Source organism: Paraburkholderia phenoliruptrix, from assembly GCF_047325075.1.
Lineage (GTDB): Bacteria > Pseudomonadota > Gammaproteobacteria > Burkholderiales > Burkholderiaceae > Paraburkholderia > Paraburkholderia phenoliruptrix.
The window spans coordinates 924,076-943,749 of record NZ_CP168530.1 but is presented as its reverse complement, the minus strand read 5'-3'; the positions used below and the strand labels follow the sequence as shown (position 1 = coordinate 943,749).

General features: G+C 58.9%; 18 protein-coding genes. 4 read left to right on the top strand and 14 right to left on the bottom strand.

Annotation, left to right across the window (positions count from 1 at the left end):
- The first annotated feature begins 173 nt into the window (after positions 1–173).
- Positions 174–656, top strand: coding sequence for an Lrp/AsnC family transcriptional regulator (locus tag ACEN8U_RS04150; RefSeq protein WP_368577470.1), 483 nt, complete (start codon positions 174–176; stop codon positions 654–656).
- A gap of 202 nt (positions 657–858) precedes the next feature.
- Here ACEN8U_RS04150 and proX read toward each other — a convergent pair whose 3' ends face one another.
- The 9 genes from proX to ACEN8U_RS04105 all read right to left on the bottom strand — a co-directional run bounded on the left by proX (position 859) and on the right by ACEN8U_RS04105 (position 10,969).
- The gene (gene proX / locus ACEN8U_RS04145) at positions 859–1,887 is read right to left on the bottom strand and encodes a glycine betaine/L-proline ABC transporter substrate-binding protein ProX (RefSeq protein ID WP_368577823.1); all 1,029 of its coding nucleotides are present in this window, start codon (positions 1,885–1,887) and stop codon (positions 859–861) included.
- A 75-nt stretch (positions 1,888–1,962) separates the two neighbouring features.
- Positions 1,963–2,916: an ABC transporter permease gene (locus ACEN8U_RS04140; RefSeq protein ID WP_368577471.1), complete on the bottom strand. Its 954-nt coding sequence runs from the start codon at positions 2,914–2,916 to the stop codon at positions 1,963–1,965.
- Entirely contained in the window at positions 2,909–4,093 is a 1,185-nt protein-coding gene (locus ACEN8U_RS04135; RefSeq protein WP_368608074.1) for a glycine betaine/L-proline ABC transporter ATP-binding protein, read from the bottom strand. Before ACEN8U_RS04135 ends, ACEN8U_RS04140 begins: the two co-directional genes overlap by 8 nt.
- Positions 4,090–4,455: an NIPSNAP family protein gene (locus tag ACEN8U_RS04130; protein ID WP_368577473.1), complete on the bottom strand. Its 366-nt coding sequence runs from the start codon at positions 4,453–4,455 to the stop codon at positions 4,090–4,092. Before ACEN8U_RS04130 ends, ACEN8U_RS04135 begins: the two co-directional genes overlap by 4 nt.
- Positions 4,452–5,330: an alpha/beta fold hydrolase gene (locus tag ACEN8U_RS04125; protein ID WP_368577474.1), complete on the bottom strand. Its 879-nt coding sequence runs from the start codon at positions 5,328–5,330 to the stop codon at positions 4,452–4,454. The genes ACEN8U_RS04130 and ACEN8U_RS04125 overlap by 4 nt, the downstream gene beginning before the upstream one ends.
- Positions 5,331–5,333: 3 nt before the next feature.
- Positions 5,334–6,470, bottom strand: a complete 1,137-nt coding sequence (locus tag ACEN8U_RS04120; RefSeq protein ID WP_368608075.1) for an LLM class flavin-dependent oxidoreductase — start codon at positions 6,468–6,470, stop codon at positions 5,334–5,336.
- A 46-nt stretch (positions 6,471–6,516) separates the two neighbouring features.
- Positions 6,517–8,028: an aldehyde dehydrogenase gene (locus ACEN8U_RS04115; protein ID WP_368608076.1), complete on the bottom strand. Its 1,512-nt coding sequence runs from the start codon at positions 8,026–8,028 to the stop codon at positions 6,517–6,519.
- Positions 8,029–8,046: 18 nt separating this feature from the next.
- Entirely contained in the window at positions 8,047–9,027 is a 981-nt protein-coding gene (locus ACEN8U_RS04110) for a flavin reductase (protein ID WP_368577479.1), read from the bottom strand.
- A 127-nt stretch (positions 9,028–9,154) separates the two neighbouring features.
- Positions 9,155–10,969, bottom strand: a complete 1,815-nt coding sequence (locus tag ACEN8U_RS04105) for a helix-turn-helix domain-containing protein (RefSeq protein WP_368608077.1) — start codon at positions 10,967–10,969, stop codon at positions 9,155–9,157.
- 143 nt (positions 10,970–11,112) lie between these two features.
- On the opposite strand from ACEN8U_RS04105, the gene ACEN8U_RS04100 reads away from it, so the two are divergent.
- Complete coding sequence (locus tag ACEN8U_RS04100) at positions 11,113–11,703, top strand: amino acid synthesis family protein (RefSeq protein WP_013590905.1); 591 nt, start codon at positions 11,113–11,115, stop codon at positions 11,701–11,703.
- A 13-nt stretch (positions 11,704–11,716) separates the two neighbouring features.
- Positions 11,717–12,661 carry a 2-hydroxyacid dehydrogenase gene (locus ACEN8U_RS04095; protein ID WP_368608078.1) on the top strand — a complete coding sequence of 315 codons (945 nt, stop codon included), beginning with the start codon at positions 11,717–11,719 and terminating at the stop codon, positions 12,659–12,661.
- Positions 12,662–13,074: 413 nt separating this feature from the next.
- On the opposite strand, the gene ACEN8U_RS04090 is transcribed toward ACEN8U_RS04095, so the two are convergent.
- Entirely contained in the window at positions 13,075–13,404 is a 330-nt protein-coding gene (locus ACEN8U_RS04090; RefSeq protein ID WP_368608079.1) for a DUF4148 domain-containing protein, read from the bottom strand.
- 473 nt (positions 13,405–13,877) lie between these two features.
- Here ACEN8U_RS04090 and ACEN8U_RS04085 point away from each other — a divergent pair, with 473 nt between their 5' ends.
- Positions 13,878–14,708 (top strand): helix-turn-helix transcriptional regulator, encoded by an 831-nt coding sequence (locus tag ACEN8U_RS04085; protein ID WP_368608080.1) that lies wholly within the window; start codon positions 13,878–13,880, stop codon positions 14,706–14,708.
- 442 nt (positions 14,709–15,150) lie between these two features.
- On the opposite strand, the gene ACEN8U_RS04080 is transcribed toward ACEN8U_RS04085, so the two are convergent.
- From ACEN8U_RS04080 to ACEN8U_RS04065, 4 genes are all read right to left on the bottom strand, one after another.
- Complete coding sequence (locus tag ACEN8U_RS04080) at positions 15,151–16,290, bottom strand: ATP-binding protein (RefSeq protein WP_368608081.1); 1,140 nt, start codon at positions 16,288–16,290, stop codon at positions 15,151–15,153.
- Between the two features lie 628 nt (positions 16,291–16,918).
- Positions 16,919–17,125 carry a hypothetical protein gene (locus ACEN8U_RS04075; protein ID WP_368577490.1) on the bottom strand — a complete coding sequence of 69 codons (207 nt, stop codon included), beginning with the start codon at positions 17,123–17,125 and terminating at the stop codon, positions 16,919–16,921.
- Between the two features lie 137 nt (positions 17,126–17,262).
- On the bottom strand, positions 17,263–18,393 hold the full coding sequence (locus ACEN8U_RS04070; RefSeq protein ID WP_368577492.1) for a 2Fe-2S iron-sulfur cluster-binding protein: 1,131 nt from the start codon (positions 18,391–18,393) through the stop codon (positions 17,263–17,265).
- A 14-nt stretch (positions 18,394–18,407) separates the two neighbouring features.
- Entirely contained in the window at positions 18,408–19,667 is a 1,260-nt protein-coding gene (locus ACEN8U_RS04065) for an SRPBCC family protein (protein ID WP_368608082.1), read from the bottom strand.
- Between the last annotated feature and the right edge of the window lie 7 nt (positions 19,668–19,674).

Here is a 19,674-nt window from a genome sequence, read left to right as displayed (position 1 = left end):
GGAAGCCGACCACGTTTGAAATTAGAAGAGCCCCGTTACTGCCATTGATTGGCGCGTTGCGTAGCGCTCACATAGATAGTGTGACCGGCGAAGAGGGAGGTTCGCGACGGGGAACACCCGTTTTTTGGCTGTACTCACGCCCCGCCATCATCGTCTTCTCCCACATCAGTCCAATGCTGAAACTCGATCGTTACGACATCGCTATCCTCCGGATCCTCGCGCATGATGGGCGTATCACCAAATCCCATCTCGCAGAGGAGATCAATCTTTCTGTATCTCCAACATGGGAGCGAGTGCGTCGACTTGAAGACGAGGGAATAATTCGTGGTTATCGGGCTGAGCTTGACTGGACCGGCAGGCTAAATATCAGCCTCATCATTGTCGAAGTCACGCTTGCGAGACATACGGCCCATGATATGCAACGTTTCGAAACCCGTATGCTTAACGCTCCCGAAGTGAGCCACTGTTATGCTACTGGCGGCGGCGTCGACTACGTAATACACGTTGTCACACGAAGCATAGACGAGTATCAGCGTTTCATCGACTCTATGCTTATAGAAAATCTCGGTATCGAGCGCTACTTCACTTACATAGTGACCAAAACCATCAAACAGATTCCCGCTACCGTGCCCGGCTGGCTCCTGGAAACAGCATAAGCCCGTTGCCAAGTCTCGTTCGGCCAACGGCGCGACAAGTGAACCGTCCGAGGAAAATCCGTGCATCTCAGGCGGTAGGGCTGAACTATTATTTCGAGTTTTGCTCTTCGTTTAAGGTTTATCGTTCTCACGCCGCGTCTTTGCCTGCCGTCTCAATGAGCGGCAGGCAAATCGCTGCTCCAGCTAGCGCTAAGGATAGTGCCTACTTTGCGACACTCGCTGTCTGCACCCATTGATCAAGCACCGCCTTATTTCCTGAGATCCAGTCATTCGCAAGTTTCGCCACCAGCGCTTGCGAACCTCCGTTCTTGCTGATCGCATACTCCCAGGCAGACCATTGCGACTGAGGGAACTTGATCTGTTCGATAAGCGCCCGTACGGCGGGATTTGCCGCGACAAATTCCCGATTGCCAACCGCTCCCCAGTTCCAGGACGCCATTGCCATCCGGCACGGGTCCGCGTCGCCCGCACATCCCTTCACGCCCGGCACCAATGCCGAGCCCCTGTTCGGTACGTTCGGCGGCAGCGCGTCCTCAGGCGTCGGTAGCCACACGACGTCTTTGCCAGGCACGACGGAGTTGACGGTCCAGGATGGGCTCCATGCGTAGAAGAACGCTGGCTTGCCCGCCCTTACCTTCGCGATAGCATCGACCATTAAGGTTTCGTATTTGCCGCGCACTGCGCGCACGTTGTTTTTCAACCCGAACTTGTTCAGTTGATAGTCAACCACGTCGCCACAGCTCCATCCGGGATCGCAACTGATGAGTTCAGCCTTCCCGTCGGCGCCGAATAACCCAGCAATTTTCGGATCTTTCAGTTGCGCGAGACTCGTAATCTTGTACTGGTCTGCCGTTTTCTTATCGATGAGATAGCCATTGATACCGCCGCCGGCAATCAGACCCGAGCCAATAACCTGCGCCTGCTTCTCAACTGCCCGAAAGCCGGGCTCACGCTGCGGAAAGTTGATGTCGGTTGCAAGATCCTCGTCCCCCTGTGCAACCGCCTGAAAGAAAAGCGTGGTGTTCATGGTCGCCAGCTTGACGTCATAACCGAGGTTCTTCATTGCCTGGACGATGATCTGCGTCGCGACGTAGTTTCCACCGAAACTGTCGCCTTGAGCATATTTGACCGTCTTGCCTTTACCCGGCATGTTCTGAGCCGACACCGGACCGCTGACCATCAGCGTAATGACCAATGCCAGCGCGCCACCTGCTGCTGTGAACATCTTCATCATATCTCCGCTTCTCTATCGATTTGTCGCCACGCGACGATCTATGACGACCCAGCTCCAACCGATCCTTCCAGGTTACACAGCCTCCTTGGGATCGTGACGCTCAGACGTCGATTCGCGGCTCACTACACGCTCGCCGCGAAAGAGACGGACGAACGCACCACGGAATGCGCCACTACTGGATCCACCCGGACGAGCGCGTGCCAGCTTCTGAGTGATACGGTCGAGCATCATTGCCAGTAGCACGATTGCAATCCCTCCGATCGCAGCCTGGCCCACATCGAGGCGTCCCAACCCTTGCAGTACGACGAGACCCAGGCCTTCCGCGCCAATCATTGATACAACCACCGACATGACCATGGCCGTGAGCACGGTCTGGTTGAGACCGCCGAGAATCGTGGGCACCGCGAGAGGCAACTGAACTTCCCACAACAGTTGCCTGCGATCTGCGCCAAAGGCGAGGCCCGCCTCTACCAGCTCGTGTTCGACCATACGAATGCCGAGGTTGGTGAAACGGATCAGCGGCGGGAGGGCCGCAGTAACAACCGCGACCTCTCCAGGCACCGTACCCACACCAAAAAGCATCACGACCGGAACCAGATAGACGAATGTCGGCGTCGTCTGCATGATGTCGAGAATGGGTTGCACGATGCGCCACACCCGCTCGCTGCGCGCGCATGCAACGCCGATCGGAATACCCGCCACCGCGCAGAAAAGGATCGCGGTCGAAATCAGGGCAAGCGTGGTCATCGCGTCAGACCAGACTCCAAGAACGGCGATCACGACCAGCCCCACAAACGTGAATGCAGCAACCGATCTGCCAGCGAAGCGCCAGGCAATCAGCGCACATACGACAACAAATATCGGGAACGGTACCGCGTGCAACACATCGATGTTCGCCTCAAGCAACTTCTGGATCGGCCATTTGATAACAAGGAACATCGGTCTCAGATGCATCGCTATCCATTGGACTGCAGCCTGAATCCACTGCGCAATCGGTAGCACCGCAAGGTCGTCGGCTTTAAACATGACTTGCTCCATTGGCGCCATCGGCGCCGATGCGCGCGAGAACTTGCCCCGCTTCCAGCCGACCTACGAGTCGGCCCGTTTCATCGGTCACGCCGATTGCGTCGGCGCGGCCAAATTTGGCTGCGACGTCAATCAGACGGGCTTGAGTGGGAACGCACGCGAAGGCCGCAGAAAGCGGAGGAAGAGGCGCACCATCGCGCAATTCGGCGATACGCGCCGCGGGCAACGTACCCAGGACGTGCTCGTCGGTATCAATGACGAACGCTTGACCGCCCGCCTCGCCTTCGCAGGCCAGCACGATGAATTCGTCGCGTTTCAACATCGGCACAAGCGACGTCATGGAGGAACCTGCGTTGAACAGGCGCGCACGGTCCACATCGCGCGTGAATGCTGCAACGTAGTCACTACCAGGCTGGAGCACGATCGACTGCGGAGTGCCCTCACGCACGAGCTTCCCCTCGGACATGATCGCTATACGCGTACCGAGCTTGAGAGCTTCCTGAAAATCGTGAGTAATGAACAGGATCGTCTTGTTCAAGGTCCGCTGCAGACGCAACAGCTCGTCCTGCATTTCCGCACGGATCAATGGGTCAAGCGCGCTGAATGCTTCGTCCATAATTAGCACATCTGCGTCAGTCGCAAGCGCTCGAGCGAGACCGACCCGTTGGCGCATTCCGCCGCTGAGTTCGTGAGGCATCTTCTGCGCCCAGCGGGCCAGCCCCACAACCTCAAGTACCTGTTCGGCGCGTTTCCGGCGCTCAGAAGATGACATGCCACGGAGCTTCAATCCAAATTCAACGTTCTCGACCACGCGGCGGTTGGGAAGTAACGCAAAATGCTGAAATACCATCGAAATCCGGTTACGTCGAACGTCGCGCAAGCCAGCTTCATTAAGTTTGCAGATGTCGATGTCGTCGAGAAGAATCTGACCGCTGCTCGGCTCGTTCAGCCTGTTCACGCAGCGCGCAAGTGTTGACTTTCCGGAACCCGACAGTCCCATAATCATGTACATGGCGCCGGCCGGAACGGATAGCGATACGTCGTCAAGACCGACGACCTGGCCAGTCTCCCGTAGCACATCTGCCTTGTTCGCACCGCGCTCAAGCATTTTCATCGCGGCTTCAGGACGGTCGGAGAACACCTTGTACAGGTGCTCGATCTTCAGGCGGTCAGTCATGGACGTGCCTCCTTCGATGAACCAGTGACGGACGCCACCTGCGGCAGATTCCGTAGCGGTGAGAAATCGGTTGGAACGAGGATGCGATTTTCTGCCGATTCAATGTTTTCCGACAGTCGCGGGATAAATTCCTGCCAGCGTTGGTCATCTGCAAGCTGTTGCCGACGACGTCGACGGTCCTCAAGATCCGCATAGGCCCACAGGTGGGTGACCTGAGACAGTGGACCAATTTCCGTCGTAAAGTAACCGATCAACGAGCCAAGAATTGGCTGCTGGATCGCAAGCCCCTCATCGCGCACAAGATTCAGATAGCGCGACATGCGGCCATTGCGGATTCTATATATGCGCTCTTCGACAATCATTTTCTGTCCGCTCCGCAAGAGGCTCCCGAATACTCCACACGGTGCGGCTCTTGTTCGACCAGAAACTCGCGCATCATTGCTGCCACCCTGCCGGGTGCCTCAGTGAGAAGCGAGTGACGAAGATTGGGCAGGATGCTCACGCGTGAGTTCGGGATACATTCGTGCATAAAGAGCGACATTCGCGGATTAGAGCCCAGATCGTCTTCACCGGTTACGATCAATGTTGGCACCGGGATCTGGTCAATGAGACCGCCGAAATCTGTCTGGGCCAGCACACGGTACGCCGACGCATAACAGTCCGGATCGTTCTGGGCATTGCGGCGACGAAGCTCGGCAATCAGATTCGGATGTGCCTCCTGAAACTCCTCCGTGAGCCAGCGCGACAGCGATGCATCATAGTGTGATCCTCGATCACCGGCTTGCAGCGCCGCAAGCCTCGCAAGCACCCGCGTCCGCTCGTCTGGCGTTCGGCCCGCAACCGTTGACAACAACACGAGACGCTCGAGTCTCTCGGGATGTGTCAGTGCGAGTCGTTGCGCAATGAGGCCACCAAGCGAAAAGCCCGCAAGGTTGAATCGGTCAAAGCCGAGGTGATCTGCCAGTGCGAGCACATCCCCCACGAAATCGTCGATTTCATAACGGCCCTTCACGAGCGACGATCGACCATGACCGCGTAGATCGAACGTCAGCACGCGAAAGCCGGTGCCAAGCTCGTTGATGGCCCCTTGCCAAGCCTCCAGATACGAGCCCACGCCATGAATACATATCAACGCGCGCGGTCCGTCTCCCTGCAGCCTGTAGTTCAGCTCGACGCCTTCGTTGTCAAACACGCCATTGATCGCGGTGGCAGGTGCGCCAGGAATAACGTCGTCCATCGCTCAGATTCCCGTCGCCGCGGTGCTCATCGTGCGATGCTCGCTCGGCGTTTGGCCTGAATTCAGCAAGGCCAGGTTTGTCCGGCTGTTCTGCCGCTCACGTGCCGCAAAATGGGGCATCACTTCGTCGATGAAAAGGCGGAGCGTACGCATCTGCAACTCGAAGGGCAGATTGAACGACAAACCGAGCGTGTAGAGATCAACGCCTTGCTCCTCGTAGATCTGCAACTTGTCGATGACCTCGTCCGGTGTGCCGAACATGAGGTTGTCGCGAATCGCCCGCGGGTCGTAGTTACCGCGATTGGCGACGGTTTCGTAAGGCACCCCCTCGGGGAACCCGTTCTTCACCGTGCCGATGTTTTGCATCAGATTTTCAAAGTAGCGACCGTAGTCGACGCTATGGCGCACGGCGACCTCCCAGTCTTCCGGGCGATCGTACACGCAGGTGCGACGCTGCATCATGAAACGTGGCCGTGGATGCTCGGGATGATCGGCGACCGCCTTGCGAAACTTTTCGCCGAGCACAACAACTTCCGATGCCGGTGCGGACAGTGGGGTTGAAAGTATGTTTGCGCCGATGCCGACCGCCCAGTCGAAACTGCCCGGGTCGCGCGTCGCGACCCAGATGCGCGGATGTGGCTGCTGCAGCGGCTTCGGCACCGAGGTGGCAAGCGGAAACTTCCAATAGTGCCCTTCGTGAGCGTAATCGCCCTTCCACAGTTCCTTGACCGCAGGCACCAGTTCCTTCATGTAGGCGACGCCTTCCTGTTGTGGCATGCCACCGGCCATCCGGTCGAACTCGTATTGGTACGCGCCGCGCGCGATACCGAACTCGAGCCGCCCATCTGTCAGGTGATCGCACATCGCCGCCTCGCCGGCAAGACGAATGGGCGACCAATAGGGCGCGACAATCGTCGCCGTGCCGAGACGGATACGCTCCGTGTGCTGCGCGAGCCAGGTAAGGACGGTAAACGGATTCGGTGAAATCGTGCATTCAATCGTATGATGCTCGGCGGTCCAGAGCGTCTCAAAGCCTCCTTCGTCGGCGACACGCGCGAGTTCAAGCATCTGTCTACGCGCGTCGGTCATCGAATCTTCGGGCGAGAACCGCTCCATGCTAAGCGAAACAGCGAATTTCATAAATGCCTCAGGTCGAATGTCAGGTGGACGATGTGGGCTCACCTGATTACTTCAGGCGAATCACGAACGGATCCTGCATGGCGCCCGAATAGTCCAGCACCACGTTCTTAAGCCTCGAGAACTCTCGCATCACTTCAAAGCCACCACGACGGCCGTAGCCGCTATGCTTGAAGCCGCCATTGCTCGACATGTATGCTGCAGAGCGGTACGTATTGATCCATACCGTACCGGCGTCGATGTCACGTGCGAACCGCATTGCGCGGTCGATGTCGCGCGTCCAGATGCCCGACGCAAGGCCATACTCCGTGTCGTTCGCGAGCGTCATCAGTTCTTCTTCAGTATCGAACGGCACAACGCCGACTACTGGTCCGAAGATCTCGTCGCGCATGAACCGCATTTCGTTCGTTGCATCGGTAATGACTGTCGGCTCGAAGTACCAGCCTTCGGCGAGCGCCGACTCAGTGGGCTGCTTGCCACCCGCGGCAATCCTTGCCCCCTCACCAACACTCGAACCGACGTAGTCCTTCACCTTCGCGAGCTGTGCCGCAAGCGCGAGCGGACCGATGTCGGTACTTTCTTCCATTGGATGCCCGACGCGCACCCGCTTTGTCCGTTCGACGAGCGCTTCGACGAATCGCTCGTAAATGGGCCGCTCCACAAAGCAGCGGGAACCTGCAACGCAAGTCTGTCCCGCAGCCGCGAAAATGCCCGATACGACGCCGTTTACTGCACGCTCGACCTCAACGTCCGAGAACACCACGTGCGGTGACTTCCCACCGAGTTCCATCTGGCACGGAACGAGGTTTTGCGCGGCATTACCTGCAATCTTGCGGCCTGTGAAGGTGCTACCGGTGAAGACGTATTTGGCAACGCCCGGGTGACGCGTAAGTGCATCGCCGGTCGTAGCGCCATCACCAGTTACCACGTTGAAGACGCCCGGCGGAATACCTGCTTCGATCGCCAGCTCGGCAAGCGCCAGCGTTGACGCAGTCGCGTGTTCGGATGGCTTGACGACCACGGTGTTGCCTATCGCGAGACACGGAGCCAGCGTGCCGGTAAGCATCATCAACGGAGAGTTCCAGGGAATGATCATGCCCACGACTCCAATCGGCTCGCGCAGGTTGAAGTTCAACATATCGAGCTTGTTGACGGGAATCGTGTCACCCTGCAGCTTGTCAGCCATGCCCGCGAAGTACAAATACGAATCCGGGATGGCTCGCATCTGCGCACGCATTTCTCTGAGCAGCTTGCCGTTGTCGCGGCACTCGATCAACGCCAGTTCGTCGGCGTTTGCGAGGACCAGTTCACCGAGTTTGCGTACAAGCTTGCCGCGCTCGGTCTGTGTCATGCGTCGCCACTTCGGGTGCTTGAACGCAACCTGTGCAGAACTTACCGCTGCATCGACATCAGCGGCGTTGGCCTGAGCAAACTCGTACCACGGCCGTGCAGTGGTCGGGTCATAGCTCGGCGCATACTCACGGCTTCTGGGCTCGACGAATTCACCGTCGATAAAATTGCCGAGCCGTGCTCCCTGGAGGCTTTCCACTGTCGTCTTCATGCTGCCCTCTGATGAATTTTAAGGTTGCGCATTCCGAACCCACGGTTGCGCAGTGCCCACCGTTGCAAGGCGGCCACCGTCAGGCGAGTCCACGTAAATCGAATATCCGCCGTTCTCGCTCTCGCGCACGAAGCGACGGAGCATCGCTCGCACTTCGGTTGAAGGAATCTCGTCGTATGGGAGTTCGGAAGGGGCAAAGAAACAGAATCCGGGCGGCAAGGTGAGCGCACCGCGAGGCTCCGCCAGACGTGCGCGATAAATCAGGTAGCCGGAGTCGTGGCCCGCGACATCAAATACCGAATACAGGAAGGTGTCGTCGGACATGAGCGACAACTCTCCACCGCCTTCGACGGGCAGGCGCCCATTGACGAGCTTTCGTGGAGCTGTGGGTAATACCCAGCCACCGTTGCCATCTGCAACCAGCAGGACCTCACCCTGCGCTTCAATCAGATACCCGACGATCATATTGGTCGAAGAAAGCCAACCCGGAGGAAGCGGGTCCTTTACCTGAGCGTAGCGGCCACGGCAAAACCCGAGTGGCGCCGATGGGCTGGTCCCGAATGCCTGAACACGGCCCACGAGAATCGTGTGATCGCCAGCGTCGACGCGTTCATACGTGGTGCAATCGAACCATGAGAGGCAATCAGTGAGCACGGGGGCGCCGGTGTGCACAACGTCGTAGCTGACGGATGCGAACTTGTCTGGAGCTTTCGACGCAAACAGATTCGACACATCAATCTGTGAATCACGCAGCAGATTAACGGCAAACCGGTCGCTTCCACAGAACGCCGGGTAGCTCAACGCTCCTTTGTTTACACAGACAAGCAGAAGCGGTGGATCCAGAGAAACCGACGAGAAGGAGTTGGCGGTCATGCCGCGTGGCTTTCCGTCGGCGTCGACCGTCGTGATCACCGTTACACCGGTGACAAAAGTTCCGAACGCGCGGCGCAGCGCAATCGGGTCGATTGCGGTGCGGTTGCCCTCTATTACCGTAGCCATCTTGTTCACCTCGAACGTCTTAACGTTGAGATGAATGTATGCGGCGAAATTTCCCTTGCCTTCCGATGGAACGGAGGACTTTGTCCAGAATTTCCCCCTCGCCTGCGCGGAAAGGAGGATAGACAGATCATGTCACCTGGTCTGCAGGCAGTCTGCTTTCGACCAGCTTGTGCAACTGCAGGGCCAGTTCCACCGCAAAACGTCGCTCCGGAGTCTCGACGTCAATGCCAAACAGATCCGAAATTCGCGAAAGCCTGTAACGTAGTGTCGTCACATGAAGGCCCATGGCATCGGCACAGGCCTGGCTACGGCAGCCGTGACGGATGTAAGCGGAAAGGGTTTCCATATAGGGCGTGTGGTGGCCTTGATCGTATTCAATGAGCGGGCCTATCGTTCCAGTCATGAACGCTCGCACATCGGGCGAATCGGCAGCACCTATCAGCAACGGAAGCGGACCGAGGTCTGGCACAGAGAGCGCGCCACTCTTGCCCATACCGCGGGCGATCTTGATCATCCGCCAGCAACGTTCCCATTCTTTTGCAAGCGCTTCGAGCCCGGCGAAGGTATCGCCCAAGACCAGAATCGGTTCACGTCCGAGCAACGGTGCAAGCGTCGAGCACAGACGACGACCGAAGGCGGTCATGGCAGCGTTGGCTACGCTCTCATCGGTGCCCCCGTCGAGGGGGAGCAGGCAGACGAGCCCCTCACCCACGGTGATTGTATGAACCGCCAGTTTTTGCTGTGCAGCGAGCATGGCTGTGACACGGTTACACTCAGCGGAGCGGTTCTCACTCGCTGCAGGGCGGTGCGGATAATCGACCACAAGTAGCCGGGTCGGCGTCGTCAGGGACAGACCAAGGCGACGGGCACGCTCGAGCACATCGTTCGCATCTCGCCAGCGCCGTTCAACGATTTCGAAAAAAAGCTCCGTCAGCGTTCTCGTCTCCGCACGGAAGCGGATCACGCTGCGCATCAGTTGCACGCTGACTGCGAATTTTGCGTTCTCGATCGCGAGCATCCGTAGGTCATTGTGCTCGCCGTCGCCAAAGCTAAGGAGCGCGCCGACGATCTCACCGTCCACGGACAGTGGTTCAACACTTGCCGATAGCTTCTGGCCCTCCGAGACCTCGAAGGCGAGCCGGCGCTGCGTGTTGCGCGTAGTGAGCTCTCGCACATCCTCGCGAAGGCGCATTCCCGCGGGGCCGTCCAGCACCGCCCTCCATGCGTCCAGGTCGTACATGCCCCTGTCTGGCGAGCGGGACGAGAAAATTGCCCCACCGTAGAAGTCGATAACCAGCACAGACGCATCAAGCAAGTCAGAGAGCATTTCGATGAGCGTTTCCATCGAACCGCCGGCAAGCACTTCCTGGAGCATCGCACTTTGGACGCCCAGCACCCGACGCAGTTGCGCAGACGCTGCTGCCTGCGCGCGCTGATGGTGAGCACGATCGATTGCGATCGCACCCAGGTGCACGATCATGCTCATGAACGCAAGGTCGTCAGCGGATACGTCAACTATCCGGCGCGCCGAAACGGTGAGAACCATCGGCCGGCCTTGCATATCCCGGCTTGACATCGGCAGCACCAGAACAGTCCTATACCCGCGTTCATGAGCTTCGCGCCGATAGCCCAGGAACTCTGTGGTCTCCCGCGCATCGCGAATATACACAGGCTCATTACGCTGCAATGCAACAAGGGCTGGGCTCGTCGCAAGTTCCCAACGATCTTCAAGCCGGCGGCCAAGCAGTGACGGATCGCGACGAGCGATAACGAGAGCGTCTCCGTGAGCGATATCAACGCTCATGATTGCTCCCAGATCCCATGGCCCGTGACGGCAAGCCTGTTCTATCAGACCATTAAGCAGCGAATCGACGTCGGCGTCGGTGATTATCCGACTTGCGACGTCCCGTAGCGAAGACATACGTGACAACGGATCGGGCATAACTTGTCTCCTCCCTCACTTTCACTATACGGCTTATCGCAGGGTAAAAAAAAAGATGCTTCCATCGAAGCGGAGGAAGACGCGCGGATTCCTGCTACCTAGCATGCGATTTATTGTTCACTTGGACACTACAGAGGATGCAAATGGAAACGGGCGTGCGAAAAATTTCCACCTTCATCGAAGAAATCCATATCGAAGGCGGAAAGCCAGCCGAGAAGCCGATTACGATGGTCGTAGTCGCCGCCGTGCTCAAAAACCCATGGGCGGGTCAGGGTTTCGTTGAGAACTTGCGTCCCGAGATCCTGCGTCTTGCGCCGGTTCTCGGTGAGCAGATGGTGCAGCGACTCACTGCAATCATGCCCGCGGAACGAGTAGAGGCATACGGCAAAGCCGCGATGGTTGGCGTGAACGGGGAAATTGAGCACGCTTCAGCGCTGATTCATACGCTGCGCTTTGGCAATATGTTCCGGGAAGCTGTCGGCGGCACTGCCTTCCTGAGCTTCACCAATTCACGTGTCGGCCCCGGCGCGCTGATATCGCTTCCCATGATTCATAAGAGCCTGACCGGACACCGCTCTCACTTCCTGACAGCGACGTTCCAGATCGCCGACGCACCTGGTCCAGACGAAATCCTGATCGCGATCGGCGCCGCAGACGGCGGTCGCGCACATCCGCGTATCGGCGACCGTTTCATCGACATGGCAGAGATGGATAGCGAAAAAGCGTCGGCATAGGGTAGAGGCCAGCATGTCCGGCACCATTGCATTAATCACCCGTCTTGCGGACGAACCCGAGGCGCAATATCTCGCCGCACTGCGGGGAGCCATGCCTGACGAGACCATTTTGCCGCTGCGCGAGATGAGCATAGCTCAACGCCTGGATAGCACAATTGCAATCGTCGCGAATCCTGATCCGGCGAATCTCGCATCACTGCCGAGACTCACCTGGGTGCAGAGCCTATGGGCTGGTGTCGAGCAACTCATCGCTTGCTGGCCGCAGGATGGGCCGCCGATTGTGAGACTGGTTGATCCGGAGATGTCCCGCACAATGGCGGAAGCGGTGCTGGCCTGGACGTATTACCTGCAGCGCGACATGCCCGTATATCGTGCCCAGCAGAACAATCGCGAGTGGCATCAACACACCTATCGCAAGCCGTCTAACATAGAGGTCGGTATTCTCGGATTAGGGACGCTGGGTGCTCAGGCTTCTCAGCGCCTGCTCGATGCCGGCTTTAGGGTTAGCGGCTGGAGCAGGACACCCAAGCAGGTCGACGGCGTGACAACCTATCACGGTCACGAAGGGCTGGACGATATGCTCGCCGCAGCCGACATCGTCGTGTGTCTGGCGCCCCTGACACCCGAGACACGGGCCCTTATCGACAAAACTCGCATAGCACGAATGAAGGCTGGCTGCGCGCTTATCAATTTTGCACGTGGCCCCGTCGTCGTCGAAGCGGATTTACTGGACGCGCTAGGCAGAGGGCAGATTTCTCATGCGGTGCTCGATGTCTTTGACGTCGAGCCGTTGCCAACGCACTCCCCACTCTGGCTACATCCGAATGTTACGGTGTTACCTCATATCTCCGCACCGACCGACGTGCACACAGCAGCATCCGTGATAGCGGCGAATATCACCCAGTTCCGCAATACCGGCCAAGTGCCTGAGAGCGTGAACTTTGCGCGTGGGTATTGAGGGACGTGCCTATCGGCGTAGGTCGCCGCCCCTCGTTCTTTGCTGCTCTATGCAATGACCAAGCGCTACGATCGTCAAGTCAAAGCTTGAACCCGCCTGCCATGCGATTGTGGACGTGCCGAGTGATGGCAATGCGGTGTTCCTTGTACTAGCACGACATTCTTGCCCTTCAGATCTTGAGGCGGCGCGGCGTACGAGGACTACAAGGCGACGAGGCCGCCCAGCAGCAGCGCAGAACCGAGGAGTTGCTTCAGATGCGTGGTCATGGTGATTTCCGGCAGTTTGAGATTGTGTGGAAGTGGCCACTTTGGCGAGGACTGTGCGCACGAAATGCGCAGGAAATGCCCACGAAATGAGCGCGAGCAGGCAGGCACGGTTCAGCTTGCCGCGCCTGCTCGCTTCACGGCGGTGTATCACGAATGAGCGTAAATGGATCCGAGACCGACGACGTCATGCGACGGCGTTTGTGCCATCGGCGAACGGGAGCCCGTGCTGGCCGAGCCGGTTTTCACGCCGCCATATGCCGCCGCGCTCGAAGCGTTGCGGGCATCCAGACGCTTTTGCGCGGCTTCGATGTTGTTCGGATACTGCGCCTTGTCGCTGGCCGGGTTGTAGCCGGCCTGCTGCAACTGGACCAGCTCCGCGCGGACCTGGGCGCGGGTCAATGCATCGTTCGACTGCGCGAACGAAAGTGCGGGCACGGCAACGAGGGCTGCAACGACGAGCGATTGAACGAGCTTCATGGCGATCTCCAGTTAAACAGGGGCATTCAAAGTCGAAAGGTTCAGATGCAACGTCTGACATGAAAAGCCTGCAATCAGCGCGTTGCCTGAGTCGAGCGCACTGTTGTCAATCAACCTTGCGTGAAGACATTTGAACTCCGCCACGTATCGGCAATGTGTTCGCCGACCCTGTCGTCTGCAAGCTTCCTTATCAGCTGCCGGTCCAGATACACTGCGATACAAAATTCCTGCTGCAAACGTTGAGTGCCCCCCGATTCCCCGGTTCAGCACTGCTCGCGCACCAACCGCCCAATGACCGATTGTGCGGGTGCACGCAGACTTCGCCTTGCGATTTCACTCAAACGGTAACCGGCGCATGGCCTTCTGTCTTTTGACTTTGCGTCAAATATGTTTTGATTTGTCATCTATTGGCGTCCGTCTCCTGATCATGCAGAGTGGCAATCGATACAACGATTACACGAAGCGATCGAAGCGTGAGAACATCACCCGCACTGACCGAACACGAGCGTATAGCTGATTCAGGGGATCCTGTAAACGACTCGAGGGTGCTGATCGCGATGGGCCTGCTGAGTACTGATCTGTCAGGCGAATTCGCAATGGCGGACATTGCCGCGTCCCTGGAAGTCTCCAAGTCCTGTTTTTTCAAGGCTTTCAGACAGCAAGTGGGGGAAACGCCGCATCGATGGAGACTGCGACAACGCATCGCGTCGGCGCAGAGCGATCTCCTCGAATCGCGGATAACCCTCCTTGAGGTTGCTCGAAAATATGGTTTCACCGATCAGGCGCACTTTGCCCGCACGTTCAGAAGGATTGTCGGGGATACGCCCAGCTCATGGCGCGCGGGTATGTGGTGCACACCAGCCGGACGATATGCCGAGCAGCCCGAGGAACGATGTCAAGGCGACCGCGGGGCAAGTACATTGAAAAGGCATAGCAGCCACACCAGCCTTGGCGGGTCTGTACCGTCTGATCAGCGCTCTCGGGTGGCGCTTGCCTTGGGCCTACTAGCCGCTGATCGGTCGGGCGATCTGTCTATAGACGAGGTCGCTGCATCGGTGCAAATGTCGAAGGCCAATTTTTTCCATGCATTCAGAGAGCAGGTCGGACGAACGCCGCATCAATGGAGACTAGAACAGCGCATCGCCGCCGCACAAAGCGATTTGGCAAACAACTCGATGAGTTTGTCGGAAATCGCTTGTCATTATGGTTTTAGCGATCAGGCGCATTTTACTCGGACATTCAGAAGGGTCGTGGGTGAAACGCCCAACTCATGGCGCGTGCGTATGCAAGGTCACGCTAGCTAGCGTGTCACATTGCAGTGGTGCGCCGACGTCGAATTGCGGCTGTGCGACGAATTGCCCGCGCGTTGGTGGTGCCCCCTCGACACCCTGCCGTGGGTGCCAAAGCCGGACCTGGCGCAGATTGACCGAAGCGACATTGTCGCCGCGCGGTCTCATCTCTTCCTCGGGCGCGAAGAAGCTGCCGTGCTCAAAATTCGTGAGCTGTTGTTGCGATACATGCACGCTTCGGCGGTCGGGGACACTGACCGCCCGATCGCTGCGCTCTGAAGACTGACAGGTAAAGGCTCCGCACCTGGTGCAACGGACCGGGCGCCAAAGATGCGGGGGATACACGGCTAACGCACACCGGTAGGTGGGGTCAATTAGCGGTTTGGGCGACGCCGCCCACTGTCCCATCGCCTATCGGCCGCCTACGGTGCGGGTCAGTGGGTCCCGTCGCGGTCCGTCAAGGCTCGTTTGCCGTACCGACGGCGCGCGGCAATGACACCGAAAACACAGTCTCTGTTTCGTCGGAGCGTGCTTCGATAACCCCGTGATGAGCCTTGGCGATCTCGCGTGCAATGTACAGACCGAGTCCAAGGCTGCCCTCGCCCGGAGAGGTTGACGGATCGCACGCTCCCCGGGTCAGCGGCTCGAAGATGCGGCCGAGCGTCGCGCACTCGATGACAGGGCCATGGTTCCTGACGTCGATACGGACCTGCGTCGCGTCCCCGTGCCCCTCGACGCGCACGGGCGTATCCGGCGCCCCATATTTGATGGCATTCACGATCAGGTTCTGAAAGAGTTGCTGCAGTCGCCGGCCGTCCCAGTTTCCCTTCAGGCTGCCGCTGATATCCAGCTCAATCTGCCTATGCGGATGAACGGCACGCAGTTCGTCCAGTTCGTCGGCCAGCAAGTCAGCCAGGTCGACAGGGGCCGGCACGACATTGATCCCCAGGCCCAGCCTGGTCCTGTTGAAATCGCTCAGGTCGTCGAGGAGCGCCTGCATGCGGCCTCCGCTTCGGATCAGACGGGCGGCGGCATCCGATACGTGATCGCCCGCGTTCAGCGCAGCCAGATAGGAAGCAGTCATCTGGATTGCCTGAAGCGGACTGCGCAGATCGTGCCCAAGCATGCCCAGCAGCAGGTTGCGGGTCTGCTCGACGTGGGTACTGAAAAAACTGATCGACTCTGCCAGTGCCTGGTCGATCGCTTCGTTGAAACGGATCATGTCGTCCACGTCAGGAGCGTGAGGCGCGCAATCGTCCATCCACAGGCGCAGTACGCTTGCACGCAGTGCCCGATACTCCGCGGCGAGCTGGTTGATGTTGAAGCCAGCCCGCGCCCTGAGCAGCGCATGGGTTTGCGCCGCCGTCTCGGTTGCATCGATCAGCACGGGCGCGCGCCCCATCGACTTCTGGCGTTGAGCCTGCCGGGTTTGCGACGTCTGTAAGTCTTTTACGACCGCCTGTAGAATCTGTTGCGCATGATCCCGCAGCCCCGATGACTGCAGATTGCCCGCTGCCGGCAGGAGGGTGCCTGCGAACGCCTCCCACTGTGCCAGGATCGGCTCCATGTCTCGCGAGATAAAGTCTGCAAGTCGCATCTGCGGCCTCCACGTTCTGCGTGCTTAATGTTACCCGCAAAACGGCGACTGCCCCGGTGCTGAAAAACCTGAAGGCAAACTGGCGCGGTGCAAATGACCGGCCGGTCGACCGTGCTGCCAAGCCTCTGGGATCACGGCGCCGGCGCCGACTTTCGAACGACAAGTTCGTCACCGTCTCGGGACAAGCCCGGCCGCTAGCCCTGCCCTGAGGCCGGACGGTGTCCGGCGCCTCCCCGGAGTCGTGGCCCGCTGCATGAGGCTTGGTGAGCCGGCTGTTTCCAACGCAACACCGACGACTTCACAACACGCGTCGGTTCGGCCGTACCTCCACGCGTGCCGCCGATTGCCACTTACGCTGCAAATGTCGGTTGGTCTGTGCAAAGCACGGTCGAGCACTGGCTGCAACGTCGTGCATTGGCGCGCACCGCATCACCGTTCCAAGACTCCTCGGTTTCGCACGCGAGCCCCGCCACTCGTCGGGACGAACCCCCGCTACGAGATGCGCAACTGGCGCGTCGTCCTGGCGCCGCGCCTCGAGCGCCGATTCCGGAACGTATTTCTGCCGTACGCAGCGACTCGCCGATCAATATCAGCTCACCTGGCGATTTGACGAGTCGGGCGGTCTCCATCAACGCCTGCCCGTCCAGCAGTACGATCCCGTGCTCTTGCAGCCAGGCTTCGCCGAACGGGTCCAGGCGGCCCACACCTGCATGTTCGACGTGTCGGTCGCATAGCGGATATTGACCGGGTCATAGAGCAGAATCGCGGGACATCGATGCAGGCGCAGCTGTTCCAGCACACGCGAGAGTCGGTACGCCCGGACCTCTCGCATCATGTTGTCCCTTGCGTCATGCTCGGGTGCGCTATTCGCGCCAGTAAGCCTCTCAGCGGCCGGTGTGATCGCTTTAAACATGCTTGCCTGTCGGATATGAAACGATGAACGGAGGCACGGCTTTGCAGCGCTTCACGAAATCAGAGGTCCAGCACGAGGTCCGATGTTGGCCGGCTGCAGCAAAGCAGCCGCAGCCCTCTCTCGATCTCTCTGTCGCGTATTCCGCCCTGGTGCTTCATGTCGACGGTACCTTCCAGGACCCGGGTCTTGCAGGTGCCACAAATACCCTGACTGCACGATGACGGAATCGCCACTCCCGCACGTCGCGCAGCAGAAAGCACGGTATCCGAATCAGTCATGGAGAATGATTTCGACGAGCGAGACAGTGTGACCTTGAAGCTCTTCTGTCCCGACGCGTGCTCCGGCTGCGCGGGCTCTACCGCGACACCAGCACTGAAATCGAAGCTCTCCTGGTGGTAGCGCGCCGGATCGTGCCCGCCTTCTGCCAGCATGGTACGCACGGCGCTCATGTACCCGGCCGGACCGCAGGTGAACACTTCCCTTTCGCGGTAGTCCGGTGCCCAGTCGCGCAGAAGCGGCAGGCTGAGCCGTCCGGTCGGGCCCGCCCAGTCCTGCTCGTTGCCGATGTCCTCGCAAACAAAATACGTGCGAAGCCGGGGTGATAGCTCACGGAGCCTTTGCAGCTCCTTGCGAAAGACAATGTCCGCAGGTGTTCTCGCGCTGTGAACGAACACGATGTCCCTGTCGAGCCCCAAGTCGATGCCTGCTCGGGTCATCGACATCAGCGGTGTAACGCCGGAGCCCGCGGACAGATACAGAACCTTTGGCGTGGCAGACACTGTCGCTGTGAAAGTGCCGGACGGGCCGTACGCGCGCAACTGCTTTCCTGGCTGCATGCTTTCGTGAAGCCAGTTGGACATCCCACCGCCGGGCACTCGCTTGACCGTCATCGAGACTAGATACGGACGCGTCGGCGGCGAAGAGATCGTGTAACAACGCTCGAGCCGGTGCCCATGGACATCCGCCGATACCGTCATGAACTGGCCCGGCTCGAAGCGCACCGGCAGGCCATCTTCGGTGCGGAACTCGAACGTCTTCACGTCATGTGTCTCGTCAATGACGCGGCAACAGGTCAACGTCTGCTGTTCACCACTCGGCCAGTGGCGCGCACCTTGCTCCCACGTGGCGGCGTCAGTCAATCGATCGGCGGTCTGAGGCAACTGATGAAACATGCTTTCCACGCAATTCATGGCAATGACTCCACTCAGGCGATGCCGTGTGCGCTCAGCCGGGCCGCATACCAGCGCGAGAACTGATCGACGTAGGCTTCGGTGAACGGCGAGAATACGCCGGGCACATAGGCCGGATCCTGCGTGCCTTCATGCGTGATTTCCACGAGGTGCTTGTCCTGCGTGTTCGTGGCCAGCCAGACCTCGGTCAGATCCTTGACGTTGTAGTCCACGCCCTCCACCGCATCCGCATGAACGAGCCATTTCGTGCGTACGAGCGTTCTGTCCGCTGCAAGAGGGATGATGTAGCTGATCACCGCGTGGTCGCTCATCACGTGAGTCCACGAATTGTGAGTCCACAGATGAGTGTCTCCCAGATCGCGTCGCGTAAGGTTGCCGAAAAGCCGGGTGCTCGCCACCCTGGTGCTGATGGTTTGCGATTCCCCCGCACCGGCAATCACGAGTTGCTGCGTGCGGAATTGCGTTACCGCGTCTTCGTCGAGCCATTCGACTGTTTCGCTGACGAATCCATCACGCTCCCAGCTCGCCTGACACGCCGCATTGCGCGACTTGTACTCTTCCAGCGCCACAAGCGATTCTTCGCTGAGATTCTCCGGGCAGAAGCCGAAGTCTTCCGGCAGAAAGGACGCGGTCAGTTCAGGATGAGTACCCTGGCAGTGGTAGCACTCGCGGTTATTTTCGATGACGAGTTTCCAGTTGCCGTTCTCGATTATCTCCTGCTCGAAGGCGATTTTCGTGTGCTGCAGATCATAGGGCGCAAAGCGCGGCGCCATGGTCTGTTCCAGTCTCGAGATATCCTCCGGCGCGTTCTTGTCGAGACAGACAAAGATATGAGTGCCGACGATTTTCGTATTGACCGGAATGAGGCTACGGCACGTCACATCGAAATCTTTGCCCATATGTGTCGTGTGACGCAGGCTTCCGTCCAGGTCATACGTCCACTGATGATAAGGGCATACGAGCATACCGACCGTCGACTTCCCGGCTCCCTTCAGCCGCGCGCCGCGATGCCGGCATACATTGCGATAGGTACGGATGTTCTCATCGTCGTCGCGAGCGATGATGATGGACGCCTTGCCGATGTCTACCGTCGAAACGTCGCCCGGTTCCGGCACGTCGGCCGTCACGCCGACCAGAATCCAGTGCTTATGAAAAAACACGTCGACGTCGGTCTCGAATACGTCGGCACGGCCGAACAACTCGCCGGGCATGCCATAACCTGGCGCACGCCTACGAACCAGCTCACCATGGGTCTTGAGTTGCGCTTCAGACATCGTCGTT